Below are 25,901 nucleotides of genomic sequence, written 5' to 3' on the forward strand. Positions count from 1 at the left end.
TCCGTCAGGCTGTTCTCATTGTCACGGTCGGTGACGACAACGCCCGCTGGATAGGTACTAGTCTAGAGGTTTTATGTTTAAAACATTGTCCAGCAGGTTCAGGTTTATCCTTGCAGCCTGCCCGGAGTATGAAGCGGGTATCTGATCGCTCAGCCAATAACGGCCGGCGATGGATACAAGCTCAGCGGCCAGATGCGTGCAAAATATCTGGCTTTGTACATCGCCAGACACGCCGGCGAGGGCGCGGCCACGCATCATGCCATAAATATGAATATTGCCATCGGCAATCACCTCGGCGCCCGCACTGACACTGCTGGTTACAATCAAGTCGCAGTTCCGGGCGTAAATCTGCTGACCGGAGCGTATCGGGGTATTGATGACTTTGGTTTTTACCACGGCAGGAACAGCAGCAACGGGTTCGATCGGACGGCGTTGCGCTTTACCCTCGCTCAGCAAAGGTAAGCCCGCCAGCGTAATCGCCTGTTTCAACTGTTCGTCTTTACAGCCGCTGACGCCAACGACGCGCAGTCCGGTCGATGAAATAGCCTGTTGTAATGTTATCCAGTCGGTTTCCGCCGTCAATGCGGCGACATTAATGACAACGGGGGCATTTTTCAGAAAAGCGGGCGCTTGCTCGATCTTTTCCTGCAATGCCTGATAAATTACCTCGGGTTGGGAATCATGCAAATGAACAACCGATAAGGTAAAGCTGCTGCCTTTTAGCTCAATTGGCGTTAGTGACATCTATCCTGACTCAGTTTCAGCATCTTTTTAATCCCCAGAGTAACATTTGAGACATGATATTCCAGAGCGCTGTAAGCATGTTATAGTCACAATTATATACAGGCAAGACGCCATTCCCATTAAACAGAGTAAAAAAGATGTTTTGTGTGATCTATCGAAGTGCCAAACGTGACCAGACATATCTTTATGTCGAAAAAAAAGACGATTTTTCTCGCGTTCCGGAAGATCTGATGAAAAGTTTTGGTACGCCGCATTTAGCCATGTTATTGCCGCTGGATGGCAGTAAGAAATTGGCCAATGCCGATATTGAAAAGGTGAAACAAGCACTCCGGGATCAGGGATTTTATCTACAGATTCCACCTCCGCCGGAAACGTTATTAAAGACGCTTTGGTAAATGTAAAAAATTAATACCAGCATTTATTTTCAGATAATGCCTTAGCCGTAATATTACGGAGCGGAGTATTCAAAAAAGCAACCTAAATAACCAGATCTCTCGTTGGAATAGTCAGCGCGGTATTTAACCGGCCTCATCGCCGGATGACTTTACTCACTATTGTCAGCGATAGAAATTTGTCCGTTTGTTTTATACTGTGGCGTTCTCTACAGCGATTGGTGACGCTGGTGGCAGAATTGCTATCCGGAATCATGTAGAAGAGGTTCCTGTTTCAGCATCGGCGATGCCATACTCTTTGTCGTGCGTTGGCATTATGATAGGTATGCGGTTGCCTTCAGGGCGATAGCCGACGGCGCAAGACAGCGGGAACGAACTGTTTTTACATAATCACTCATAGACAGGGCAGGAGAATATCCATGTATCAACACAGAGACTGGCAAGGGGCATTGCTTGATTTCCCAGTCAACAAAGTAGTATGTGTCGGTAGTAACTACTCGGAACATATCAAAGAAATGGGCAGCGCAACGCCAACCGAGCCAGTGTTGTTCATCAAACCTGAAACGTCACTGTGTGATTTGCGTCAGCCAGTGGCCATTCCTAAAAACCTTGGCACCGTCCATCATGAAGTCGAACTGGCCGTACTTATCGGTACGCCGCTGAAGCAGGCGAATGAAGAACGTGTCGCGCGGGCAATTGCCGGTTACGGCGTCGCGTTGGATTTGACGCTGCGTGATTTGCAGTCCGAATTGAAAAAGGCCGGACGGCCATGGGAAAAAGCGAAGGCGTTTGATGGCTCCTGTCCTCTTTCCGGTTTCATTCCGGTATCCGAGTTCGGCGATCCGCAGCAAACTGAACTGGGTGTCAAAGTGAATGACGAGGTTCGTCAGCAGGGGAATACCCGTGACATGATTACGCCGATTCTGCCGTTGATTGCCTATATGAGCCGCTTCTTTACGTTGCGTGCGGGCGACATCATCCTGACCGGTACGCCGCAAGGCGTCGGGCCGATTCAATCCGGCGATATGCTGAAAATCACAGTCAACGATCGTACCCTGAACACCCGCATTATCTGATGATCTGGCTACCCGTTCCGCGCGGATGGGTAGCAAAACTTGCTCCCGCCTGCTAAACCCGTTATACAGAGCACCCAAGAAAGATTAACTGGAAAAGAAAATGACTGAACGCCCTTTTTGGCAGCACAAGACATTGTCAGAGATGTCCGATGATGAATGGGAGTCGCTGTGCGATGGCTGCGGTCAGTGCTGTTTGAATAAGCTGATTGATGAGGATACGGAGGAAATTTATTTCACCAACGTAGCCTGTAATCAACTGAATATAAAAAGCTGTCAATGTCGTAACTATGAACGTCGTTTTGAGTATGAGCCTGACTGCATCAAGCTGACGCGAGAAAATCTGTTGACTTTCAACTGGCTACCGGCAACCTGCGCCTATCGTCTGATTAATGAAGGGAAAACGTTGCCGCATTGGCATCCGCTGATTACCGGCTCCAAGACAGCGATGCATGGCGAACGGATTTCTGTGCGCCATATTGCCGTGCGTGAAAGTGAGGTTATTGACTGGCAAGATCACATTTTGAACAAACCGGCGTGGGCAAGATAGCCATAATCCACGTTCTTCCCTGTGCAATTTCCAATATGCTGTATAATTTTAATACACCAGCAAATAGCACAGGAGGAAGAACGGATGATTAACTTTGAAAAAATCATTATTCAATACAGCGATCAGTACACTGATTTTGCTGCCTCCACGATCGCTTTTATGGAAAGTCAGCAGAAAGCGATCAACGCTGATGAGGTGTCGAAAAATATTCCTAAAGAGAAGAGACAATTTTTCAAAGAGAGATTAGTCCATTACCGGCGTATCTATCGCCCTCAGCAGTGAAGGAGCGTTCTGTGTTTCAACCTGATCACACTCTGCCCGGGTGTGATCCCGGGCCTTTTGTTTTTCTTCTGTTACTCAGCGACTGAAGAGGTCGCGACGCTTGGGGCGAAAAGGCTGAGCAATCAGGACCAATACCGCAATCAGTAAATAAGCCGCGAAAATACCGACTAACCACTGTGGCATTTCCAGTGACAACCACTGCCATTGACGTTCGGAACAGTCTCCTGAAGCATTGAACACCGCTGGAATCCATTTATCCAGCGGCAGCCATGACGGAAAACTGACAAAGAAGTCACAGGTGTTAAATGGGGACGGGTTAAGCAGTATATCCGTATGTTTCCAGGCGAGGCGCAGGCCTTCAAATGCGCTGTATATCCAAAGTCCGATCGCGGGATAACGCAGCAAGCCGGCCGGGGCAATCGCTCCCAGCAAACCTGCGCCCATCACGCCAAAAAGCGCATTGCGTTGATAGATGCAAAGTACGCAAGGCTTCAAGAGCATGACGTGCTGGAAATAAAGCGCGACCAATTCCAGAATCAAGGCTGTCAACGCCAGTAACAACCAGGCACCGCGCCCGCGTGAGCAACGGTTAAGAAATCGCAACATAACAAGTATTCCATGCTAAAAATGATCGAATCAGCAGTGTAAACCGATTTGGTTTCACCACCATCATTTCACTGTGCAAAACGTAACAATCTATTTATTTGATTCTTTTCTTTAATTCTATGACGGTACGACGATGGCGAAGAAGCTATCGGGTTCTCCGCCATCACTTTCCCACCGTCCAACTACTATACACGATTGTGGCGATTAATGGCTGCCTGATGCATGCAAATCCGGCGGCGGAATCCGGTGTCGCAGCAGGAAACCGATAAGCGGCGCGAGCGTGAATTCAACTCCGGCAGGGAGTAGCATCATATCTGAAATTTTTTATAATCAAGCGGGAATATATCGTCGGCAGCCCCAATGGTTTTGTTTGCAGTCACAGTTTTACCTCGAATGTGATTTGTGTATGGCTGCGACGCTATATCATGTTTAGTTCGTCTGGTATGATGAGTCAGCTGTCATCGGTAAATATCGCTACGGAATATCAAACTCATGGTCATAAAGGCGCAAAGTCCGGCTGGGTTCGCGGAAGAATATATCATTGAAAGTATATGGAATAACCGCTTTCCTCCAGGTTCAATTCTGCCAGCAGAAAGAGAGCTTTCCGAACTGATAGGGGTAACCCGTACGACGTTGCGCGAGGTGCTTCAGCGTTTGGCGCGTGATGGCTGGCTAACCATTCAGCATGGAAAGCCAACGAAAATCAATAACTTCTGGGAAACTTCTGGACTGAATATTCTGGAGACGCTGGCGAGACTCGATCATGATAGCGTACCGCAACTGATTGATAATCTTCTGGCTGTGCGAACTAATATTGCGGCGATTTTTATCCGCACGGCGTTGCGGCAACACCCTGAAAAAACGCGCGAAGTGTTAACTCAGACGGGCTCGGTGGATGACAACGCGGATGCTTTCGCTCAGCTTGATTATAATGTTTTCCGCGGACTGGCTTTTGCCTCGGGCAATCCTATCTATGGTCTTATCCTTAACGGATTGAAAGGCCTGTATATCCGCGTTGGCCGCTATTATTTCTCTAATCCCGACGCGCGCAAACTGGCGATGGATTTTTATGGCCGGCTGGAAGTATTGTGCCGCGACGGGTTGTATGAGCAGGTGATGGATGTGGTCAGACACTACGGTAAGGAAAGCGGCGCTATCTGGCACAGTATGCAGAGCTCTATCCCACGGGATATTGCTGAAATTCGCCGTTGAGCAAATCTGAAAAAATCGCCGCGGAGTAACGGCCTGTTCCTGCCGTCATAAAAAAGGGTATTCAGCTTGCTGAATACCCGTGGTTGTTTTTCTCCGTAGAGCGTCAGGATGTCGTCGCGGTATTTCGCGGCGGACACCGCTCCAGCAGCTCTACGCTGCCGTCAGTATTATCCTGCTCAAGATACACATCAAATCCCCACAGGCGATGAACGTGTTTCATCACTTCACGGCTGCTTTTATCCAGCGGCGCACGATTGTGGGGAATATAGCGTAACGTCAGCGAACGGTTACCGCGCAAATCCACATTCCATACCTGAATATTGGGCTCCAGATGACTCAGGTTATATTGCGCGGACAACTCCTGGCGGATTAAGCGATAACCTTCTTCATCATGAATCGCGGCAATTTCCAGATAGTTGTTGTGATCGTCATCCAGCACGGTGAACAGCCTGAAATCCCGCATGACTTTTGGTGACAGGAACTGGCTGATGAAACTCTCGTCTTTGAAGTTCTGCATGGCGAAATGCAACGTATCCAGCCAGTCCTTACCAGCGATATCCGGGAACCAGTAGCGGTCTTCTTCCGTGGGCTCCTGGCATATGCGTTTGATGTCCTGGAACATGGCAAACCCCAGAGCATAAGGGTTGATGCCGTTGTAATACGGACTGTTGTATGGCGGCTGATAGATTACGTTGGTATGGCTATGCAGAAACTCCATCATGAAACGCTCCGATACCCGACCTTCATCATAAAGATGATTGAGGATCGTGTAGTGCCAGAACGTGGCCCAGCCTTCATTCATGACCTGAGTCTGTTTTTGCGGATAGAAATACTGACTGACTTTACGCACGATACGCAAAATTTCACGCTGCCACGGTTCCAGTAGCGGCGCGTTCTTTTCCATAAAGTACAACAGATTTTCCTGCGGCTCCTGGGGAAAGCGACGGGCCTGTTCAGGTGAAATACCCTGTTCGCGTCGTGGCAGCGTTTTCCACAGTTCGTTAACCTGACTTTGCAGATATTCTTCGCGGCTTTTTTGCCGGGATTTTTCCTCTTCCAGTGAAATTTTCTGCGGCCGTTTGTAGCGATCCACGCCGTAATTCATCAAGGCATGGCAGGAGTCCAGCAGGCGTTCAACCTCTTCGACGCCATAACGCTCTTCACACCGCGAGATATACTGCCGGGCAAAAATCAGATAGTCGACGATAGAGCCGGCATCGGTCCAACTGCGGAACAGATAGTTTCCTTTGAAGAACGAGTTATGCCCATAGCAAGCATGCGCCATGACCAGCGCTTGCATGGGCATGGTGTTTTCTTCCATCAGATAGGCAATACAGGGATCGGAATTGATAACGATTTCGTACGCCAGCCCTTGTTGACCGTGCTTGTAGCGCTGCTCGGTTTCAATGAACTTTTTCCCGAACGACCAGTGAGCATAATTGATCGGCATGCCGATACTGGAATAGGCATCCATCATCTGCTCCGACGTAATCACTTCAATTTGATGCGGATACGTATCCAGCCGATAATATTTCGCTACCCGATCTATCTCATCAAGGTAGACCTGTAATAGCTCGAACGACCAGTCTGGTCCGTCATCAAGACGATTAGGTTTCTTTACCCGATTATCAGTCGATATAGCCATCAGCGCGCCCCCTACATGACAATCTGCACGGTATCGTACAGACATTATTAATCGTAGCTCAATCTGGTAAAAGTAGTGAGAAAACGGTGGGTTGGGAAAAAATATTCATGGGATGAATACGCATCATACGATGCGTGGCCGGGAAAAGAATAATAGATAAATGCTATATCTGCGCCTGATGACAATTTTTATCTAAATGCTAGAGTAGTCTTCTATTCCACTATAGAAGTGGTTTTTTATTCCAATGGATAGGTAATTGACCAGCATATTGCATGGTGATTAGGAAAAAGAGAGGGGATAAGTAAAAATGCGGGTTGTGATTCTGGGGAGTGGCGTTATTGGTGTCTCTACCGCATGGTATCTGGCGCAAGCCGGACATGAGGTCACCGTCATTGATCGGCAGCCTGAGCCAGCGCTTGAAACCAGCGCAGCCAATGCCGGTCAGATATCGCCCGGCTACTCCGCCCCTTGGGCGGCGCCGGGCGTACCGCTGAAAGCGATTAAATGGATGTTCCAACGTCATGCGCCGTTGGCTATTCGCCCTGATTTCACCACCGAACAGCTGCGCTGGATGTGGCAGATGCTGCTCAATTGCGATAGCCGTCATTACAACGTTAACAAGGCGCGGATGGTTCGGCTGGCTGAATACAGCCGGGATTGCCTACAGAAATTACGTCAGGATACCCCTATTCAGTATGAGGGACGGCAGGGGGGAACGTTGCAGTTGTTCAGAACCGAACAGCAATATGAAAATGCCGCCCGCGATATCGCGGTGCTGGACGATGCGGGGGTGCCGTATCAATTGCTGACCAACATGCAACTCTCGACCGTTGAGCCTGCGCTGGCGAATGTGACGGAAAAACTCGCAGGTGGTTTGCGTCTGCCGCATGATGAAACCGGTGATTGTCAGATGTTTACCCGTCATCTGGCCAAAATGGCAGAAGCGCACGGCGTGGTATTCAAGCTGGGTCATGAAATCCGCCATTTGCAGGTGGAAGGTCAGCAGGTAACGGGCGTGCAGTATGGCGGAGAAGTGATAACGGCTGACGCTTATGTCATGGCCTGTGGCGCCTATTCGACGGGATTGCTGCGCGATTGGTTCAATATTCCGGTCTATCCGCTGAAAGGCTATTCACTGACCATTCCACTGGCGGACGATGCCGCCGCACCGGTGTCTACCGTGCTGGATGAAAGCTATAAAGTGGCGATTACCCGCTTCGATCAACGTATTCGCGTGGGGGGAATGGCGGAGATTGTTGGCTTCAATACGGCGTTGAACCCAAAGCGTCGTGAGACGCTGGAAATGGTGGTCAGAGATTTGTATCCTCATGCCGGTCATGTCGAGCAGGCGGTGTTCTGGACGGGATTACGTCCGATGACGCCGGACGGCACGCCGCTGGTAGGGCGCTCGCCACTGAAAAATCTCTATCTGAATACGGGGCATGGTACGTTGGGCTGGACAATGGCCTGTGGATCGGGACAGCTGCTGGCGGACATCATTTCAGGAAAAACGCCGGACATTCAATCCGACGATTTATCCTTGTCGCGCTATGAGCAATAACAGGCTTCGCTAAGCAGAGCGAAACTTTGGCAGGCGGTGGCAGCGTCATGGCGGTGAGTCCCAGAGCTGTGCCGTCTGCCATTTGCATGAATTCCATCATCGTTCTAAGAGTATAGAATCAACCAGATTGATAACCTGGCTGATTCTACCGATAGAAATAATCAATGTATCAATGACCAACAGTTTGTTTGCGGAAAAGTTCGCGAAACACCGGATAGATATCATCCGGATCGCGGATATGTTGCATGGCAAAATTATCAAATTCCTCCCGCAACATTTCGTACTCGCGCCATAGCGTCTGATGGGAGCGCCGGGTGATTTCGATATAACTGTAATAACGAACCATCGGGAGCAGTTGATTTGCTAGGATCTGATGGCACAGTGGAGAGTCATCAGCCCAGTTATCGCCATCGGATGCCTGTGCGGCATAGATATTCCACTGCGATGGGTCGTACCGTTCACGGACCACATCCTCCATGAGTTTTAACGCGCTGGATACGATAGTTCCGCCCGTTTCCTGAGAGTAGAAGAACTCTTGCTCATCGACCTCTTTGGCTTGTGTGTGATGGCGAATATACACGACGTCGACATTTTTATAGCTCCTGCTGAGAAACAGATAGAGCAGGATATAAAAACGTTTGGCCATGTCTTTGGTTGCCTGGTCCATCGAACCAGAAACGTCCATCAGACAGAACATCACTGCCTGACTGGATGGCTCGGCCCGGCGTTCGTAATTTTTATAGCGAAGATCAAATGTATCAATAAACGGAACGCGGGCAATTTTTTGGCGCAGTTCCGCAATATCCTGACGTAAACGCTCTTCCTCCAGCAGTTGGGCCGGTTCAGTGTGCTCCAGTTGGTCCAGCGTATCTTCCAGCGCGTGCAGTTCCCGACGTTTGCCCGCTGTCATTGCCATGCGGCGGGCAAGCGAGTTTTGCAGCGAGCGCACGACGCTGATATTGGCGGGAACACCGTTTGCTGTGTACCCCGCGCGATGAGTTTTGTATTCGTTCATCTGGCGATGCTGCGTTTTCTTCAAATTGGGCAGCGCCAGATCTTCAAACAGCAGGTCCAGATATTCATCCTTGGATATCTGAAATACAAACTCATCCTGGCCTTCACCATCTTTACTGGCATCGCCCTGACCGGAACCGCTGCCACCACCTCCTTGTGGCCGCTCGATACGATCGTTTTGTACAAAGTGGTCATTTCCCGGATGGACGCGATGGCGGCGTCCCCCGCGAGCCTGATGAAACATGGGTTCGTTGATGTCCCCATTGGGGATCGAAACAGACTCCCCACTTTCGATATCGGTCACCGAACGCTTATTAATGGCCTCGGAAATCGACTGTTTTATTTGCGACTTATAGCGGCGTAAAAAGCGCTGGCGGTTAACCATGCTTTTGTTTTTGCCATTCAGCCGTCGATCAATGAAATAGGCCATACTTCCCCCAAACGACATTGCCAACTTCATGCATCATTATGATGATTTCCTCACCCGCAGATACCATTCGCACAGCAAACGTACCTGTTTACGGGTGTAGCCTTTCTCCATCATCCGATCGACAAAATCATCATGCTTTTTCTGTTCATCCGTTGAGGTTTTGGTGTTAAACGAAATGACAGGCAACAATTCTTCGGTATTGGAGAACATTTTCTTCTCGATTACCGTCCGCAATTTTTCGTAACTGGTCCAGTTCGGATTACGTCCGTTGTTGTTTGCACGGGCACGCAGTACAAAGTTGACGATTTCGTTACGGAAATCTTTGGGGTTGCTGATACCTGCCGGTTTTTCGATCTTCTCCAGTTCGGCGTTAAGGGATTCCCGGTCAAACAGTTGGCCGGTGTCCGGATCGCGATACTCTTGATCCTGAATCCAGAAGTCGGCATAGGTGACATAGCGGTCAAATATGTTCTGTCCGTATTCAGAATAGGATTCCAGATAGGCGGTCTGAATCTCTTTACCGATAAATTCCGCATACTTAGGAATCAGATAACCTTTCAGATGCTCCAGATATTTCTCTGCCAGATCTTGTGGGAACTGTTCACGTTCAATTTGCTGCTCCAGCACATAGAAAAGATGTACCGGATTCGCCGCGACCTCACTGTGATCGAAGTTGAACACGCGCGAAAGGATTTTAAACGCAAAGCGGGTTGAAAGACCGTTCATGCCTTCATCCACGCCGGCGTAGTCACGGTATTCCTGATAAGACTTCGCTTTCGGGTCGGTATCTTTCAGGCTTTCACCGTCGTATACCCGCATTTTGGAGTAGATGCTGGAGTTCTCCGGTTCTTTCAGGCGAGAAAGAATAGAGAAACGGGCCAGCGTTTCCAACGTTCCCGGCGCGCAAGGCGCGTGAGTCAGTTCGCTGTGGTTAAGCAGTTTGTCGTAAATTTTGACTTCTTCCGAGACGCGCAGGCAATACGGCACTTTCACGATATAGACGCGGTCAAGGAACGCTTCATTGTTTTTGTTGTTACGGAACTGAACCCATTCCGATTCATTGGAGTGCGCCAGAATGATGCCGTTGAATGGCAGGGCGGCAATGCCTTCCGTACCGTTGTAGTTGCCTTCCTGCGTTGCCGTCAGCAGGGGATGCAGCACTTTAATCGGGGCCTTGAACATTTCCACGAATTCCATAATGCCCTGGTTGGCGCGGCAGAGGGCGCCGGAATAACCATAAGCATCGGGATCGTTCTGGGCATAGTGTTCCAGTTTGCGAATATCGACTTTACCCACCAGCGCCGAAATATCCTGGTTATTTTCGTCACCGGGTTCGGTCTTGGCGATACCCACCTGCGCGAGAATGGAAGGCCATACTTTGACGACCTTGAACTTGGTGATATCACCGCCGAAATCTTGCAGGCGTTTGGCCGCCCATGGCGACATGATGGTGCCCAGATAGCGTCGTGGAATGGCGTACTCTTTTTCCAGGATCGCGGCGTCTTCCTGCGGATTGAACAGGCAGAGCGGGTGATCGTTGACCGGGCTGCGTTCACCGTTGGCGCTGAGAATATAGATAGGGACACGTTGCATCAGCACTTTCAGGCGCTCCGCCAGAGACGATTTCCCGCCGCCGACCGGTCCCAACAGATACAGAATCTGTTTCTTCTCTTCCAATCCTTGCGCCGCGTGCTTCAGATAAGACACGATTTGTTCTATGGCATCTTCCATGCCATAAAACTCTTCAAAAGCAGGATAACGGGCAATGACCCGATTCGAGAATAAACGGGATAAACGCGATTCATGAGCGGTATCCACCATCACGGGTTCACCGATAGCCATTAACAATCGCTCAGCGGCGTTGGCATACGCGCTACGATCCTGCTGACAGATAGTAAGGAATTCCTGCAGTGTGAACTCTTCGTCCTTGGCAGCGTCGTAACGCTGACGGTAGTGATCAAATATGTTCATAGCGATGCCCGTCCTTCGTCGATTAGCACAGATTAAGAGAGCGTGTTGAATGCATACAGCCTATATAATGTATACCCACCCTTCAAATGGCAGCAGTGTGGTTTCATTTACTGATTCCATTCGTTGGATTATCCCGGTTCCTGATGACTCGTTCCGTCGCCGCTTTGCCGCACATTGAAATTGATTGAGTATAATGCTCTCCGAAAGAAGAAATCATCCTGAGTACAGCAACCCTTATGCCAACTTGTCGCTCAGGGCAATCTTGCCATTTTATGCATGGCTGCTGACCCGGAAAATTTCACCTTCTGTATTAAAGCGTAGTTTGCCATCCATAAAATTTCCTCTACTCGATGGACATATTTTTAAGACATTTCAATGACTCACTTCTTTACGATCGCGTGTATTATCCCACGGGATGGGCGTTGGGACTGAATGCCATGCGTTCGTCATACGACGGTTTTATTGATATAACGTATTCGCTTATCTTATTTTTAATTAATCTGATAGAGAGACGGTGGGCCGCGAAAGCGCCACTCCGGGTCGTATCCATATGCAATAGGAAATAGAAAACAGTGAAAAACTCTCAAATATGTCTGTTGACCGCGTTTGTTTCTGGCGCCATTGCATTGCCTTCCGCCTATGCGGCTGAGGTGTCTTTAGGCGTTGGGGCTATCGGTTCAACGTCAGTGTACCGTGGTGTTGATAATCACGTTTATCCTCTTCCTGTTCTGAACTATGAAAGCGAGAATTTTTATTTTCGCGGTTTAGGCGGTGGTTACTATCTGTGGAATGATGGCGCCAATCATCTTTCGCTGACCGCGTATTACCTGCCATTAGGCTTTAAAGCCGGTGACAGTGACGATCGGCGGATGAAGCAACTGGATAAACGCCGCGGAACGCTGATGGCCGGTATGGCTTATCGTCATATTGCCGACTGGGGTGAAATTCGTACCGTACTGGCGGGGGATACCTTGGATTACAGCAACGGTTTCGTCTGGGATACCGCCTATCTTTACCGTTTCACTATGGGCGATCTGAGCGTCACTCCCGGTATCGGCGCAACCTGGTTCAGTGAGAATATGAACCGCTATTACTATGGCGTCAGCAGCAGTGAATCCGCGCGTTCAGGTTTTGCACGCTACCGGCCAGGCGATGGTTGGGCGCCGTATCTGGAACTCAGTGCGAATTATCAGATCAACTCAAGTTGGAGCACCTGGGCGGTGGGGCGTTATACGCGCCTATCTGACGAGATAAAAGATAGCCCGATTGTGGATAAAAGCTACAGTGCCTTGATGAGCGTAGGCGTTAGCTATCGGTTCTGATGAGAGGACGGCGCTGTTGGTGCATTTGTTGCACTAAAATGGGGTGGAGCCACCCCATTTGCACATTAATTGAGCAATGAGCCTCGTGCTATTTTGTTCAGAGAAGGACGACGCTTAATGACTATCAAAAATGGCGGGAGTGTTTTTCAATGTTGCAAAGTAACGGCGTAAGAAAAGTAACTTTTCCAGATGGAACCGCGGTTCCTGCGATTGGGCAGGGAACATGGTATATGGGGGAAGATGCCGATTTGAGAGAGCAGGAGGTTAATGCGCTACAGGTTGGCATAGAACACGGGTTGACGTTGATCGACACGGCAGAAATGTACGCCGATGGCGGCGCTGAAGAGGTTGTCGGCGAAGCCATTCGTGGACAACGCGATAAGGTCTATCTGGTTTCTAAAGTGTATCCGCACAATGCGGGCGGCCAGAAAGCCATCAACGCCTGTGAGCGAAGTTTACAGCGTCTGCAAACGGATTATATCGATTTGTACCTGCTGCACTGGCGCGGTGGTTTTCCGTTGATTGATACGATTGCCGCCATGCAAAAGTTACAGCAGGCGGGAAAAATCAGACAGTGGGGCGTCTCCAATCTGGATATTCAGGATATGCGGGAGCTATGGTCGCTTGACGGCGGCAAGGCCTGCCAAACCAATCAGGTGCTTTATCATCTGGCGTCACGCGGGATTGAGTTCGATTTGTTGCCATGGTGCCAACAACATCATGTCCCGGTCATGGCTTACTGTCCGCTGGCGCAGGCTGGCCGTTTACGCGATGATCTGCTGTCGCATCCGGTGGTGAGCCGCATTGCCGAGCAGCGAGGAATAACGACTGCCCAGGTTTTGCTCGCGTGGGTCATTCGTCATCCGGACGTCATTGCGATCCCTAAAGCCAGTACGGAACAACATGTGATAGAGAATGCTGGCGCATTGAAGATCGTGCTTTCACCCGAGGAGCTGGCGATGTTGGATCAGGCGTTTCCTGCTCCCACGCACAAACAGCATCTGGATGTGGTATAGGGTAAACATCAACCCCATCACCTGAGCCAGATGATGGGGGAGGTGTACGTTATACGCTGGCAATTAGAAAAATGGCCGGCGTCGTTATTTCTTGATACGAATAACGCTGGTCAATCGTGCCGGAGACTGGACGCTGGCGGTGAATGGCTGATTAATGCGTGCGGTTTCTACACACACAAAGGTTTTATAGCCGTCATCTGTCATATCGCTGATGGTATGCGACAGTTCTGCGCCGGGGTTCCAGGATACGACATCACTGTGGTGAGTGTGATGCACTTCAATTGTGCGTTGCAGCGCCGGGTCATTAATCACGCTAATGGACTGCGGATGGGTGTAAATCCGGTCTGTCCGATCGGTAAAGACCAGATCGCCTTGCGCTGTAGACAGCTTGCCCTGATTAACTTTATCGATAAATTGCTCACCCAATCCGCTGATGCTGATTTTGCTGATATCGCCGATCTCGAAGTAGGTATGCAATGCGCTGGTGATGCTGTAGTCCCCGTGCGCTTCCAGCTCAATGCGGCACTCTTTCCCCAAATGGAAACGGGCTATCAGTGTAAATTCATGCGGCCAGACGGCGCGGGTTTGCTCGTTGTCACGTAATGTGAAGGCGAGTTGAACGCCATCACCATCTTCGCTGTGAGAAGTAAACTCCCATGGCAACAGACGTGCAAAACCGTGGTTAGGTTCGGCGAACGGGCCAAACCAGGGGAAACAGATGGGCACACCGCCGCGAATAGCCACATGCTCGGTGAATGGCGTGTTGTCGCTCAGCCACAGAACCGGCGCTTCATTGGTTGGCTGCCAGCGCAACAGGTGTGCGCCCTGTAGCGTAACGGCGGCTCGAACCTGTGGATGCTCAACGACAATGGCGGGTAACTGGTCCAACTGACGTTGGCTAATGGTAGGCGTAATTTGTTTTGTGATGGGAAGTTTGAAGATTTTATCGTTCATGATATTGCCTTTTATGGTTGTTGTTCATAAGCAAATAAATGCTCGTCAGGCGGCAAATAAAAAGGGCGACACATGGCCGCCCTTCATCATCGAATCATCATCGATACTTATTTAGAGATATGAGCAATCAGATCCAATACTTTGTTGGAGTAGCCAGTTTCGTTATCGTACCAGGAAACCAGTTTCACAAAGTTATCGTTCAGTGCGATACCTGCTTTGGCATCGAATACAGAAGTCAGTTTTTCGCCGTTGAAATCGGTAGAAACAACGTCATCTTCAGTGTAGCCCAGAACGCCTTTCAGCTCGCCTTCCGACGCTGCTTTGATTGCCGCACAGATTTCTTTGTAAGAAGCCGGTTTTTCCAGGCGTGCAGTCAGGTCAACAACAGAGACGTTCGGAGTAGGAACGCGGAACGCCATACCGGTCAGTTTACCATTCAGCTCAGGAATGACTTTACCTACGGCTTTAGCCGCGCCGGTAGAAGACGGGATGATGTTCTGAGACGCGCCGCGGCCGCCGCGCCAGTCTTTGTGAGACGGGCCGTCAACGGTTTTCTGAGTCGCGGTGGTAGCGTGAACCGTGGTCATCAGCGCTTCAACGATGCCGAAGTTGTCGTTGATAACTTTAGCCAGCGGAGCCAGGCAGTTAGTGGTACAAGAGGCGTTAGAAACGATTTCCTGACCTGCGTAAGCCTTGTGGTTTACGCCCATAACAAACATCGGAGTGTCATCTTTAGACGGACCAGTCAGAACCACTTTCTTGGCGCCGGCGGTGATGTGCTTACGTGCAGTTTCGTCAGTCAGGAAGATACCCGTTGCTTCAGCAACAACGTCAACGTTGACTTCGTTCCACTTCAGGTTAGCTGGATCTTTTTCTGCGGTGACGCGGATGGTTTTACCGTTAACAACCAGGTGGCCATCTTTAACTTCAACGGTGCCGTTGAAACGGCCATGAGTAGAGTCATACTTCAGCATGTAAGCCATGTATTCGGCATCTAACAGGTCGTTGATGGCAACGATTTCGATGTCAGAACGTTCTTGTGCAGCGCGAAAAACAATACGGCCGATACGGCCAAAACCGTTGATACCTACTTTGATAGTCATATATTCCACCAGCTAATTGGTTAGTGAATAAAAGGTTGGTTGTAAAATTACAAAAACCTTGCTGAGCGTCAAGCGGAATCGTGTCAATAGTTGCTGTAAGTCAAACCTATGACCAACCTTTGAACGAAATTCCACCTTTGCTGTAACTAAAGAACATCTAAGACTGATATGAAGGCGTAATACATCATATAAAGCCCGATTTACTCAAAATTGTGACATTTGTCACAATTGAGTATTGTTCATGATAATGGTGTTTATATTAAGCCAAAATGGCCTGCAAGGTTGTTAATTTTTTGTTATAATTAGTGATTATTTTGATAGATGACACATTTTGCGAGATTTCCATGACAAACGATCCCACCCGGCAAACGCCGTCAGATGACGCTGATCTGACCGAAATTCAACGTTATGTCACACAGTTCCGGGGCACTGAACCGGCTTTCTCCGGCAAATTGCTGCATAATAAACGGACCGGCATATATCACTGTCTCTGCTGTCAGTCGCCGTTATTCTATTCCGATAATAAATATGACTCTGGCTGTGGCTGGCCGAGTTTTGATCAGCCCGTGTCGTCGGAAGCGATTCGCTACCTTGACGATGATTCGCACAATATGCACCGCATTGAGATTCGCTGCGGGCATTGTGACGCGCATCTGGGACACGTCTTTCCCGATGGTCCTAAAACCACGGGAGAACGCTACTGCGTAAATTCTGCCTCACTCAGCTTTATTGACGATGTTGATGGCGGGAGAGTCGACGGTTAATCCGCTATATACTGGTGCTGCCCGGCCGGAAACGCCCGTTTTAGCTTTAAACGATTCAGCTGTAAATGCTGATTTGGATATGTCAGCGCCGGACAACACCCATAAATATTTCACTTTGCAGGACCAGGATATGCAACTTGATGACCTGATTGAGGCAATGACGCCGGAAATTTATCAGCGGCTGGCAACGGCGGTAGAATTGGGAAAATGGCCTGATGGCGTCGCGTTATCGGCAGAGCAAAAAGAGAACTGCCTGCAAATGGTGATGATGTGGCAAGCTCGTCATAATGAGCAGGCGGAACATATGACGATCGGAACCAACGGCGAGATCGTGATGAAAAGCAAGCAACAACTCAAGCAACAGTTCAATGACGACGCTGCTATTATCAAGCTCAAACCTCAGCAATAACCCCGGACATCATGAAATGCCGGAGCAAAGCGTTATTCCCCGGCAATAATGCGTGGCGACTCAGGCGGTCAGGCTGGCGATAACCTGCTTCAGGTCGAGCAGCCTGGCGCCGTGCTGTTCCATCTCCTGCAAGGCATTCTGGCTGTCGTCAGGGCTAAGATTTACCCCGCGGCACCCGTCGATCAGCACGTCGGTTTCATACCCCAGAGCAAGCGCGTCCAGCACGCTGAATTTCACACAGTAATCGGTTGCCAGCCCCATCACGGTCAGATGGGTAATATTTCGCGCTTTTAGCCAGCCGTCGAGCCCGGTCTCGGCGCGATGTCCGTTATCAAAGAATGCACTGTAGCTGTCTATGTCGGACTGAGTTCCTTTCTGAACGACCCAGGTGATGGCCTGTTGATTTAACGCAGGATGGAATTGCGCACCCGCTTCGCCTTGTACGCAATGCACAGGCCACCATATTTGCGGCAAACCGTTCAGTTCTCCCACTTCGCCTACGTTCGCATGGGCATTAACGGCAAAACTGCCGTGATCGGCAGGGTGCCAGTCCTGACTGGCAATCACCGGGATGTTGGCTGGCAGACAGGCGCTGATAGCGCGATTGGCAATCTCAATGACCCGATCGCCCTCGTTGACGGCCAATGCACCACCGGGACAAAAGTCATTTTGTAAATCAATCAATAACAGTGCTCTGTTCATGGTTTAACTCCGTGATTGACTTAATGTTCAGTCTTTATCGCTTAACTCGCCCCGCAAATTTTTCTGCATCAGTTGCCGGATTTCGTCGGGACTCAGTTCCTGCTGGCTTAGCAGATAGTGCAGTTTGGTCAGGGCTGCTTCCACCGTCATATCAAAGCCGCTGATGACGCCGGCCTGCGCCAGTGCGTTGCCGGTAGCATAACCGCCCATATTTACCCGTCCAGAAATACACTGGGTCAGGTTCACCACGACAATACCGCGCTCTGATGCCTGACGTAACTCATTCAGCAAACCAGGACTCTGGGGAGCGTTGCCCACGCCGTAAGAGCGCAGGATGAGCGCTTTGACCGGCTGGCGCAGGAAGTTACCCACCACATCGGCCGAAATACCCGGATAGATGGTGATTACCCCGATAGGCTGCGGCGTTATGTTGTGGACCTTCAGCGGCGGACAATTCTCACAAGATGCGGCAGGGGCCAGACGGCGAATATGGATCCCGGCTTCTAACAGCGGCGGATAGTTGGGAGAGGCAAACGCATCGAAGCCATCTGCATGCGCTTTGGTCGTCCGGTTGCCGCGTAATAGCTTGTTGTTGAAAAAGAGGGCCACCTCATTGATGGGATGGTTGGCCGCGACATAGAGTGCATTGAGCAGATTGGTTTGCCCATCCGAACGTAGTTCAGCTAAAGGGATTTGTGACCCTGTCACAATAACCGGTTTGGCCAGATTTTCCAGCATGAACGAGAGCGCTGATGCCGTAAAGGCCATGGTGTCGGTACCGTGCAGAATGACAAATCCATCGTACTCGTCGTAATGCTGCTGAATATCATTTGCGATAGTTTGCCAGTCTGCCGGCGTCATGTCGGAAGAGTCAATCAGCGGGGAGTATTCATGGATAGTAAACGCGGGCATTTCAGAACGATGGAATTCCGGCATCTGCGCCAACTGCTGCTGGAGATGTCCGGATACGGGAATATAACCGTTGCTGGAGCGTTGCATCCCGATAGTGCCGCCGGTATAGGCAACATAAATAGATTTTTTCTGCATAGATGTGCGCACAAGGATAAAAACAAGATTATAGAGAAACGATACAAGGAAAACAGCCCGGCATTCATGCCGGGCTGCTGCTGGTTAGCGAACTTCTCCACAGTTCAGGCACAAGGCATATCTGTTCTGCGGATCGTTGAGATTATTCATGATAGAAGGTTGCGAATGTACGGCTTCGGCCAACTGCGCCACCGGCGCGGGCAGCATTGACTGAATCGCGACCGGCAACCAGGCATAAACAGACGCATTAACCTGATTCAACATGGCGTCAAACAGGCTGGGTTGTTCCATATACCAGTTCAACTGATACTGCCCCAGCTTCGCCAGTTCCGCGGCTTTCTTCACGGCATCGTCAAAGTCGCCCAGTTGGTCGACCAGGCCGTTTTCTTTCGCATCGCTGCCGACCCAGACATGTCCCTGAGCAATGTGATCGATTTGCTCCGGCGTTTTCTTACGGGCCTGGGCCACGATATCAATGAAGTTTTTGTAACCGCGCTCAATGCTGATCTGCATCATCTGACTGAATTCAGGGGGCAACGATTTGGTTACCGACAGATCGGCCAATGGCGAAGTGGCAACACCGTCAGTATGCACGCCAATGTTGTCCAGTGAGTTTTCAAACGTATTGATGACGCCAAAAATGCCGATGGAGCCTGTCAGCGTACTCGGACTGGAAATAATCGCGTTAGCCGGCGTTGAAATCCAGTAGCCGCCCGATGCCGCCATGCCGCCCATGGAAACGACAACCGGTTTACCTGCCAGACGAACGGCCATCAGTTCGGAGCGAATCAGTTCGGATGCGGTGACGCTGCCGCCGGGGCTGTTTACTCGCAGTACAACGGCCTTCACCTTAGGATCCAGACGCGCGTTGCGGATCTGGTTCGCCGTGGTATCACCGCCAACCATGCCCGGTGTTTCCGGTCCGTCAATAATCGCGCCATTGGCAAAAATAACCGCGATCTGATTGCTATTCTGCACTGGCGGTTTAGGCGCGTAATCGTAAATGCTGGTGAAATTGAAGTTGTTCGTTTTGTTATTCCAGCCAAACGCTTTGACCAGCGTTTGCTCGATAACTGAACGGGAAGCCACTTCATCAACCAGTTTATTCTGCAAGGCATAATTTGCCGTATCGCCCTGAACGGCCTGCAACCCGGCGATCACGCCGGCAGCGCCGGGGAACAGTTGCTCTGGGGTAATCTGGCGATTGGCGGAAACGGTATTCAGATACTGTTGCCATAGCGCATTGACCCAGCGGCCGTCAGCCTCCCGGGCATCGTCGGACATATCATCACGCAGATAGGGCTCGACCGCGGATTTATAAGTACCCACCCGGAAAATATGGGTCGTGACTTTCAATTTATCCAGCAGAGATTTGAAGTAGAGGTTGTTGGTCGCCAAACCGTGCAGATCAACATTGCCCTGTGGTGTCAGAGAAACGGTATTGGCAAAGCTGGCCAGATAGTATTGTGACTGGTTGTAGCTGTCGCCAACGGCATAAATCGGTTTACCGCTGTCACGGAATTCGCGTAATGCCTTACCGATATACTGCAATGACGGCTGATCGGCACCGGAAAAATCGCTCAGATCGAGCACCATGCCGGTAATATTGTCGTCGTTTTTCGCCTGACGAATACTATCGACAATATCGAACAGTGAGTTCTCCTGGCGACGATTGCTGGATGCGCCGAAAAATTCGCGGCCTAATTGACGCAATTTATTATTTACCGAGGGTTGATCGACAACCACACCGGTCAAATCAACCAGCAATGCGCCACGCGTGGTTTCTGCGGGAGAACCGTTGAATTGTGAATAAATTCCGACGCCGATCAGAATGAGAGCGATAAGAAAAATGTTGAGAATAAATTCTCTGATAAAATTAAGCAGACGCCATGTCCACTTAAAAAGTCCGCTAAAAATTCGCCACAATGTGCGCATAGTATCTCCGTGATCGGGGAAAACAGCTTAAAATCTATCCCATAAGGCCATTTACGGCGCATTTTGACACCGGATAGCAGTGTATACACCCGCTAACGGGTTCCGCGCGTCCGGAGAAAGGACGGTATCCGGCCAAAATGTTGCGCATTTTTGTCTGCGTGCTATCCGTGTTTAAACTGTCTGTGACAGTTTAGTCTATTGAGATAGGTTTCTAGTATCCTAATGAGCGAACAACAAAAAGTCAGTATTAAATAATACCCGAAACACCCTGGCATGGGGCAATCTTGTAACAAAACTTCTACTTATGCTACCGTGGCGCGCAACGTTGCCCTATACCCAATAGATTTCAAGCCGCGGGAAGCGCATGCACCAGTGACTTGAAAGTGAACGGGATATTTCAGAAATCAGATTGCCATACAGGAGATGTGCGATGGATGCTCTCGAATTGTTACTCAACCGGCGTTCGGCTTCGCGCCTGATAACACCTGCACCCGCGGGGGAGGCGTTGAGCAATATCATTCAGGCAGGAATGCGTGCGCCGGATCATGGCACGATGCAACCCTGGCGATTCTTTGTCATTGAGGGGGAAGGATTGACGCGCTTTAGTGCCGTGCTGACTGCTGCGGCTAAAGATGAAGGTATGGACGAAGCCGGTATTGATAAGGCACAACAGGCGCCTTTCCGCGCACCGCTGATTATTACGATCGTGGCGCATTGCGAAGAACATCCTAAAGTCCCGCTTTGGGAACAGATCGTTTCGGCCGGTTGCGCTGTTCAGGCAATGCAGATGGCCGCGCTGGCTCAGGGCTTTAATGGTATCTGGCGCAGCGGTGCCTGGACGCATAGCCCGCGCGTTCGTGAGGCTTTTCAGTGCCGCGAGCAGGATGAAATCGTCGGATTCCTCTATCTGGGAACACCGCTATTGAAGGCGTCAACGACGGTCACGCCGCTCGACGCGGAAAAATTTGTTCAGTATTTCTGATAAGCGCCAATTGAAGATGTCGTGTTTCCTGGCGGATGATTTGCATCGTTTTGCAAAACAGCGCCGGGAAACGCTCTTTCAGCGCAACGGTGCGTAATGCGACTTTTTATTGCCGAAAAGCCCAGCCTCGCGCGGGCAATTGCGGATGTGCTGCCTAAACCGCATCGGCGCGGTGACGGTTTTATTGCCTGCGGGCAGAGTGATGTTGTCACCTGGTGTGTCGGGCATCTGCTCGAACAGGCGCAGCCGGATGTTTATGATGCGCGCTATGCGCGCTGGTCATTAGCCGATTTACCTATTATTCCTCAAAAGTGGCTGCTGCAACCCCGGCCATCGGTTAGCAAGCAGCTTAATGCCATCAAAAAATTACTGGCAGACGCCGACGAAATTATTCATGCGGGCGATCCCGATCGTGAAGGGCAACTGTTGGTCGACGAAGTGCTGGAATACCTTGCGTTACCGGAGGAGAAACGTCATCAGGTGCGCCGTTGCCTGATCAACGACTTAAACCCGCAGGCTGTCGAGCGCGCGGTTTCACGATTGCGGGAAAATCGGGAATTTATTCCGCTCTGTGTGTCGGCGTTGGCCCGCTCCCGGGCTGACTGGCTTTATGGCATCAACATGACCCGTGCATATACGTTGCTTGGGCGTAATGCGGGTTATGAGGGCGTCTTGTCGGTTGGCCGGGTTCAGACGCCGGTGCTTGGTCTGGTTGTGCGACGGGATGAAGAGATCGAGAATTTTGTTCCCAAAGACTATTTCGAGGTTAAAGCACATATTGTTACACCTGCTGACGAACGATTTGTCGCGATCTGGCAGCCCAGCGAATCTTGTGAGCCTTATCAGGATGAAGAAGGGCGATTGCTGAATCGGGCGTTAGCCGAACACGTTGTCAAGCGTATCGATGGTCAGCCGGCTTTTGTCACCAGCTATAATGATAAACGCGAGTCTGAAACTGCGCCGTTGCCCTATTCGTTGTCAACGCTACAGATTGAAGCCGCCCGGCGTTTTGGTCTCAGTGCGCAACAGGTGCTGGATATTTGCCAGAAACTGTATGAAACCCACAAGTTGATCACCTATCCGCGTTCGGACAGTCGTTATTTGCCTGAAGAGCATTTTGCGGGACGTCATGCGGTATTGAATGCCATTTCGGTGCATCAGCCGGCGTTATTGCCTCAGCCCGTCATGGATATCGAACGGCGTAATCGCTGTTGGGATGACGGCAAAGTGGATGCGCATCACGCGATTATCCCAACGGCCCGGAGCGCCGGCACGACGTTGTCGGATAACGAGAGCAAGGTTTATGGACTGATTGCGCGGCAGTACATCATGCAGTTTTGTCCAGACGCGGTTTTTCGCAAATGTGTCATTGAGTTGGACATTGTCGGTGGTAAATTTGTGGCGAAAGCGCGTTTTCTGGCTGAAGCCGGCTGGAGAACCCTGCTGGGCGGAAAGGAACGAGATGAAGAGAATGAGGGATCGCCGTTGCCCGTCGTTGCCAAAGGTGACGAACTGCTGTGTGAGCGTGGCGAAGTTGTTGAAAAGCAGACTCAGCCGCCAAGACCGTTTACTGATGCGACATTGCTATCGGCAATGACCGGCATTGCGCGATTTGTGCAGGATAAGGAACTGAAAAAAATCCTGCGCGCTACCGATGGTCTTGGCACTGAGGCGACGCGTGCCGGGATCATCGAACTGCTGTTTAAACGGACATTTCTGTTCAAAAAAGGACGTTATATTCATGCCAGCGAAGCCGGGAGAGCGTTGATCCATTCACTGCCGGATAGCGCGGCGCTGCCGGATATGACGGCCCATTGGGAAGCTACATTGACGCAAATCAGTGAAAAGAAATGCCGTTATCAGGATTTCATGCAGCCGCTGACCCATTCGTTGCAGGAAATGATTCACCAGGCCAGACAAAACCGAACTGTCAGTGCGTTCAGGGGGATTTCAGCACCGCCGGCCGGCAGTAAAAAACGGCGCAAGCCGCAGTCTAACAGGAAGGAGCAGGACTAATGAGATGGCGAGTTTCTGGGTTTATTCTCAGTGCTGTTTTAGCACTGCCGTCAATGGTTCAGGCCAATCGCGGAGGTCCGGATATTGTGGTGCCGGTCCCCGCCGAAGTGTGGGGGGCGGGCTCTGCCGCACGCGAACAGAATACTAACTGTATGCGCTGCTGTGTTTATGAAAACCGAAACTATTCGGAAGGGGCGGTTCTAAAAGTAGAGGGCGTACTTTTGCAATGCGTACGCGATAAACAGACGCTGGGGACTAACAATCTGATTTGGCAATTGATCAAACAGTGAAGGGCGCCGCCTGTTATAGTTGGGAAAACATCAAGCAGTTGCGGCAGGGATACCGCAACTGCCCGGTTGTTATAGAGTAAATTCCGCCCATATCGGCGCATGGTCGGAGGGTTTTTCCATCGCCCGGATATCATAATCGATACCCGTCTGAATACAGCGTTCGGCCAGCATCCGACTTGCCAGTATCAAATCAATGCGTAATCCCCGGTTAGTATCAAAACCCGCAGAGCGGTAATCAAACCACGAAAAACGATCGTTACATTCAGGATTGGCGGCGCGGAAGGTATCGGTCAACCCCCAGGACTGTAAGCGGACCAACCATTCGCGCTCTTCCGGCAGGAACGAGCATTTTCCCGTACGCAACCAGCGTTTACGATTATCTTCCCCAATGCCGATATCCAGATCGGTTGGGCTGATATTGAGATCGCCCATCACGATTAACGGCTGATCGGCAGCATGATGTTGTTCGATATAGTGCTGCAAATCCTGATAGAAACGAGTTTTCGCAGGAAACTTGATGGGGTGATCGCGGCTTTCCCCCTGGGGGAAATAGCCGTTTACCACCGTCAGCAGACCGTGTTCGGTTGCAAAATCCGCCATGATAATACGCCGTTGCGCATCGACGTCATCGGTAGGAAAACCGCGCCGGACGGCGACGGGTGCGGATTTACACAACAGCGCCACGCCGTAATGGCCTTTCTGTCCGTGATAGAAAACGTGATAGCCGTATTGACTAACGTCTTCAAGTGGAAACATGTCGTCATGGACTTTTGTTTCCTGCAAGCCGATGACGTCTGGCTGATGTTGTTCGATAACTGCGGCCAATTGATGAGGGCGAGCCCGCAGCCCATTGATATTAAAAGAAACAACTTTCATGTTAGCTGCCGTTCAATGAAAATGTTTCCAGATGGTAGCAGAAATTAAGGCCGCACGTCACGACAGCGCGACCGCTGTGCTTTCTGGCAATAAGATTCGGCTATGATTGGTTGAACCGGGCGCGTGGAGACCGTATACTCCGCAGCTCGCAGGAGAGTGAGCATCAAAAGACGATGCTCCGCCGAAGGCGCAAACTCCCATAATCGCTCAGGCCTGCATACTGCGAATTCCATTGACGCCAACTGGAGAGAGGTTGTTGCGACAACCCACCGAAGGGGCAAGCGGCGAATGCCGCGTAAACTCTCAGGTAAAACGGACAGAGGGAGGGGCACATTTCACAGGAAAATTTGTGTGCTTACTTACATCTATCTGATCGCGATCACGGCTGAAGGAATGTCTGGCGCGTTGGCTGCCGGCCGACGCAATATGGATATTTTTGGTGTCGGTATGATTGCGTTTATCACCGCGCTTGGCGGTGGTACGGTTCGTGACATTCTTCTCGGCAATTATCCCATCGGTTGGACGCAACACGCCGGTTATATTTATCTCACCATTGGCGCAGGCCTTTTCACCATTATTATCGCGCGAGTCATGCATCATTTGCATCGTCTGTTTCTGGTACTGGACGCGATGGGGCTGATCGCTTTTACCGTTATCGGCTGCAATGTCGCTCAGGGATTAAATTACTCCACCACGGTAGTGGTCATGGCAGGTATTGTGACGGGTATTTTTGGCGGTATTCTGCGCGATATCTTCTGTAACCGAACGCCGATGGTTTTGAGGAAAGAACTCTATGCCAGCGTATCGTTGCTGGTGGCCTTGTTATACCTTGGTCTGAAAGCCCTGAATGTGAACCATGACATCAACCTGCTGGTCTCCTTCACCATCGGACTATCCGTACGGCTGGCGGCAATTCGCTGGTCATGGCAGCTCCCGGTTTTCTCTTATATGCCAGGTAGCTGGAAAAGTTGATCGGCAACTTGATGAAGTACTGATGGTGGGAAT

General features: G+C 50.5%; 25 protein-coding genes and 1 riboswitch. Of the genes, 14 read left to right on the forward strand and 11 right to left on the reverse strand.

Annotated features, from left to right (window positions below; genetic code table 11):
- Positions 1 to 57 precede the first annotated feature (57 nt).
- Complete coding sequence (minC, locus tag DDT52_RS08430) at positions 58 to 744, reverse strand: septum site-determining protein MinC (RefSeq protein WP_136155945.1); 687 nt, start codon at positions 742 to 744, stop codon at positions 58 to 60.
- Positions 745 to 881: 137 nt separating this feature from the next.
- On the opposite strand from minC, the gene DDT52_RS08435 reads away from it, so the two are divergent.
- The 4 genes from DDT52_RS08435 to DDT52_RS08450 all read left to right on the forward strand — a co-directional run bounded on the left by DDT52_RS08435 (position 882) and on the right by DDT52_RS08450 (position 3,041).
- Positions 882 to 1,139 (forward strand): YcgL domain-containing protein, encoded by a 258-nt coding sequence (locus DDT52_RS08435; RefSeq protein WP_136155946.1) that lies wholly within the window; start codon positions 882 to 884, stop codon positions 1,137 to 1,139.
- A 416-nt stretch (positions 1,140 to 1,555) separates the two neighbouring features.
- The gene (locus tag DDT52_RS08440) at positions 1,556 to 2,212 is read left to right on the forward strand and encodes a fumarylacetoacetate hydrolase family protein (RefSeq protein WP_109055012.1); all 657 of its coding nucleotides are present in this window, start codon (positions 1,556 to 1,558) and stop codon (positions 2,210 to 2,212) included.
- A gap of 100 nt (positions 2,213 to 2,312) precedes the next feature.
- The gene (locus DDT52_RS08445) at positions 2,313 to 2,759 is read left to right on the forward strand and encodes a YcgN family cysteine cluster protein (RefSeq protein ID WP_136155947.1); all 447 of its coding nucleotides are present in this window, start codon (positions 2,313 to 2,315) and stop codon (positions 2,757 to 2,759) included.
- An 84-nt stretch (positions 2,760 to 2,843) separates the two neighbouring features.
- Entirely contained in the window at positions 2,844 to 3,041 is a 198-nt protein-coding gene (locus DDT52_RS08450) for a DNA polymerase III subunit theta (RefSeq protein ID WP_109055014.1), read from the forward strand.
- 75 nt (positions 3,042 to 3,116) lie between these two features.
- Here DDT52_RS08450 and dsbB read toward each other — a convergent pair whose 3' ends face one another.
- On the reverse strand, positions 3,117 to 3,647 hold the full coding sequence (gene dsbB / locus DDT52_RS08455) for a disulfide bond formation protein DsbB (RefSeq protein ID WP_136155948.1): 531 nt from the start codon (positions 3,645 to 3,647) through the stop codon (positions 3,117 to 3,119).
- Between the two features lie 492 nt (positions 3,648 to 4,139).
- On the opposite strand from dsbB, the gene fadR reads away from it, so the two are divergent.
- Positions 4,140 to 4,859, forward strand: a complete 720-nt coding sequence (fadR, locus tag DDT52_RS08460) for a fatty acid metabolism transcriptional regulator FadR (RefSeq protein WP_136155949.1) — start codon at positions 4,140 to 4,142, stop codon at positions 4,857 to 4,859.
- A 103-nt stretch (positions 4,860 to 4,962) separates the two neighbouring features.
- On the opposite strand, the gene DDT52_RS08465 is transcribed toward fadR, so the two are convergent.
- Entirely contained in the window at positions 4,963 to 6,504 is a 1,542-nt protein-coding gene (locus DDT52_RS08465) for a SpoVR family protein (RefSeq protein WP_136155950.1), read from the reverse strand.
- A gap of 307 nt (positions 6,505 to 6,811) precedes the next feature.
- Here DDT52_RS08465 and DDT52_RS08470 point away from each other — a divergent pair, with 307 nt between their 5' ends.
- Positions 6,812 to 8,065: a D-amino acid dehydrogenase gene (locus DDT52_RS08470; protein ID WP_136155951.1), complete on the forward strand. Its 1,254-nt coding sequence runs from the start codon at positions 6,812 to 6,814 to the stop codon at positions 8,063 to 8,065.
- Positions 8,066 to 8,234: 169 nt separating this feature from the next.
- Here DDT52_RS08470 and DDT52_RS08475 read toward each other — a convergent pair whose 3' ends face one another.
- Both DDT52_RS08475 and yeaG read right to left on the reverse strand, forming a co-directional pair.
- Complete coding sequence (locus DDT52_RS08475) at positions 8,235 to 9,509, reverse strand: YeaH/YhbH family protein (RefSeq protein WP_109491346.1); 1,275 nt, start codon at positions 9,507 to 9,509, stop codon at positions 8,235 to 8,237.
- Positions 9,510 to 9,545: 36 nt separating this feature from the next.
- Positions 9,546 to 11,480: a protein kinase YeaG gene (gene yeaG, locus DDT52_RS08480; protein ID WP_109491313.1), complete on the reverse strand. Its 1,935-nt coding sequence runs from the start codon at positions 11,478 to 11,480 to the stop codon at positions 9,546 to 9,548.
- Positions 11,481 to 12,052: 572 nt separating this feature from the next.
- Here yeaG and DDT52_RS08485 point away from each other — a divergent pair.
- Together DDT52_RS08485 and DDT52_RS08490 are read left to right on the forward strand one after the other, a co-directional pair.
- Entirely contained in the window at positions 12,053 to 12,802 is a 750-nt protein-coding gene (locus DDT52_RS08485; protein ID WP_136155952.1) for a MipA/OmpV family protein, read from the forward strand.
- Between the two features lie 149 nt (positions 12,803 to 12,951).
- Complete coding sequence (locus DDT52_RS08490) at positions 12,952 to 13,818, forward strand: aldo/keto reductase (protein ID WP_136155953.1); 867 nt, start codon at positions 12,952 to 12,954, stop codon at positions 13,816 to 13,818.
- A gap of 84 nt (positions 13,819 to 13,902) precedes the next feature.
- On the opposite strand, the gene DDT52_RS08495 is transcribed toward DDT52_RS08490, so the two are convergent.
- Entirely contained in the window at positions 13,903 to 14,772 is an 870-nt protein-coding gene (locus DDT52_RS08495; protein WP_136155954.1) for a D-hexose-6-phosphate mutarotase, read from the reverse strand.
- Between the two features lie 107 nt (positions 14,773 to 14,879).
- Positions 14,880 to 15,875, reverse strand: a complete 996-nt coding sequence (gapA, locus tag DDT52_RS08500) for a glyceraldehyde-3-phosphate dehydrogenase (RefSeq protein ID WP_168709751.1) — start codon at positions 15,873 to 15,875, stop codon at positions 14,880 to 14,882.
- A gap of 344 nt (positions 15,876 to 16,219) precedes the next feature.
- Between gapA and msrB the strand changes: the two genes are divergently transcribed.
- Both msrB and DDT52_RS08510 read left to right on the forward strand, forming a co-directional pair.
- On the forward strand, positions 16,220 to 16,639 hold the full coding sequence (msrB, locus tag DDT52_RS08505) for a peptide-methionine (R)-S-oxide reductase MsrB (RefSeq protein ID WP_136155956.1): 420 nt from the start codon (positions 16,220 to 16,222) through the stop codon (positions 16,637 to 16,639).
- 130 nt (positions 16,640 to 16,769) lie between these two features.
- Positions 16,770 to 17,048, forward strand: coding sequence for a YeaC family protein (locus DDT52_RS08510; RefSeq protein WP_136156081.1), 279 nt, complete (start codon positions 16,770 to 16,772; stop codon positions 17,046 to 17,048).
- 60 nt (positions 17,049 to 17,108) lie between these two features.
- Here the strand turns inward: DDT52_RS08510 and pncA are convergent, their stop codons facing one another.
- From pncA to sppA, 3 genes are all read right to left on the reverse strand, one after another.
- The gene (pncA, locus tag DDT52_RS08515) at positions 17,109 to 17,750 is read right to left on the reverse strand and encodes a bifunctional nicotinamidase/pyrazinamidase (protein ID WP_136155957.1); all 642 of its coding nucleotides are present in this window, start codon (positions 17,748 to 17,750) and stop codon (positions 17,109 to 17,111) included.
- A 27-nt stretch (positions 17,751 to 17,777) separates the two neighbouring features.
- Complete coding sequence (ansA, locus tag DDT52_RS08520) at positions 17,778 to 18,797, reverse strand: asparaginase (RefSeq protein ID WP_136155958.1); 1,020 nt, start codon at positions 18,795 to 18,797, stop codon at positions 17,778 to 17,780.
- 84 nt (positions 18,798 to 18,881) lie between these two features.
- The gene (gene sppA / locus DDT52_RS08525; protein ID WP_136155959.1) at positions 18,882 to 20,732 is read right to left on the reverse strand and encodes a signal peptide peptidase SppA; all 1,851 of its coding nucleotides are present in this window, start codon (positions 20,730 to 20,732) and stop codon (positions 18,882 to 18,884) included.
- 430 nt (positions 20,733 to 21,162) lie between these two features.
- On the opposite strand from sppA, the gene DDT52_RS08530 reads away from it, so the two are divergent.
- The 3 genes from DDT52_RS08530 (at position 21,163) to DDT52_RS08540 (ending at position 24,020) form a co-directional block, all read left to right on the forward strand.
- Entirely contained in the window at positions 21,163 to 21,714 is a 552-nt protein-coding gene (locus DDT52_RS08530) for an NAD(P)H nitroreductase (protein ID WP_136155960.1), read from the forward strand.
- Positions 21,715 to 21,810: 96 nt separating this feature from the next.
- Complete coding sequence (locus tag DDT52_RS08535; protein ID WP_136155961.1) at positions 21,811 to 23,730, forward strand: DNA topoisomerase III; 1,920 nt, start codon at positions 21,811 to 21,813, stop codon at positions 23,728 to 23,730.
- The gene (locus DDT52_RS08540) at positions 23,730 to 24,020 is read left to right on the forward strand and encodes a YnjH family protein (RefSeq protein ID WP_136155962.1); all 291 of its coding nucleotides are present in this window, start codon (positions 23,730 to 23,732) and stop codon (positions 24,018 to 24,020) included. Before DDT52_RS08535 ends, DDT52_RS08540 begins: the two co-directional genes overlap by 1 nt.
- 69 nt (positions 24,021 to 24,089) lie before the next feature.
- On the opposite strand, the gene xthA is transcribed toward DDT52_RS08540, so the two are convergent.
- Positions 24,090 to 24,896 carry an exodeoxyribonuclease III gene (gene xthA / locus DDT52_RS08545; RefSeq protein ID WP_136155963.1) on the reverse strand — a complete coding sequence of 269 codons (807 nt, stop codon included), beginning with the start codon at positions 24,894 to 24,896 and terminating at the stop codon, positions 24,090 to 24,092.
- A gap of 232 nt (positions 24,897 to 25,128) precedes the next feature.
- A riboswitch (glycine riboswitch) is annotated at positions 25,129 to 25,226 on the forward strand.
- Between the two features lie 21 nt (positions 25,227 to 25,247).
- On the opposite strand from xthA, the gene DDT52_RS08550 reads away from it, so the two are divergent.
- On the forward strand, positions 25,248 to 25,868 hold the full coding sequence (locus tag DDT52_RS08550) for a trimeric intracellular cation channel family protein (protein WP_136155964.1): 621 nt from the start codon (positions 25,248 to 25,250) through the stop codon (positions 25,866 to 25,868).
- The last annotated feature ends 33 nt before the right edge of the window (positions 25,869 to 25,901 follow it).

Source organism: Brenneria roseae subsp. roseae, from assembly GCF_003115845.1.
In the GTDB taxonomy this organism is placed as follows: Bacteria; Pseudomonadota; Gammaproteobacteria; order Enterobacterales; family Enterobacteriaceae; genus Brenneria; species Brenneria roseae.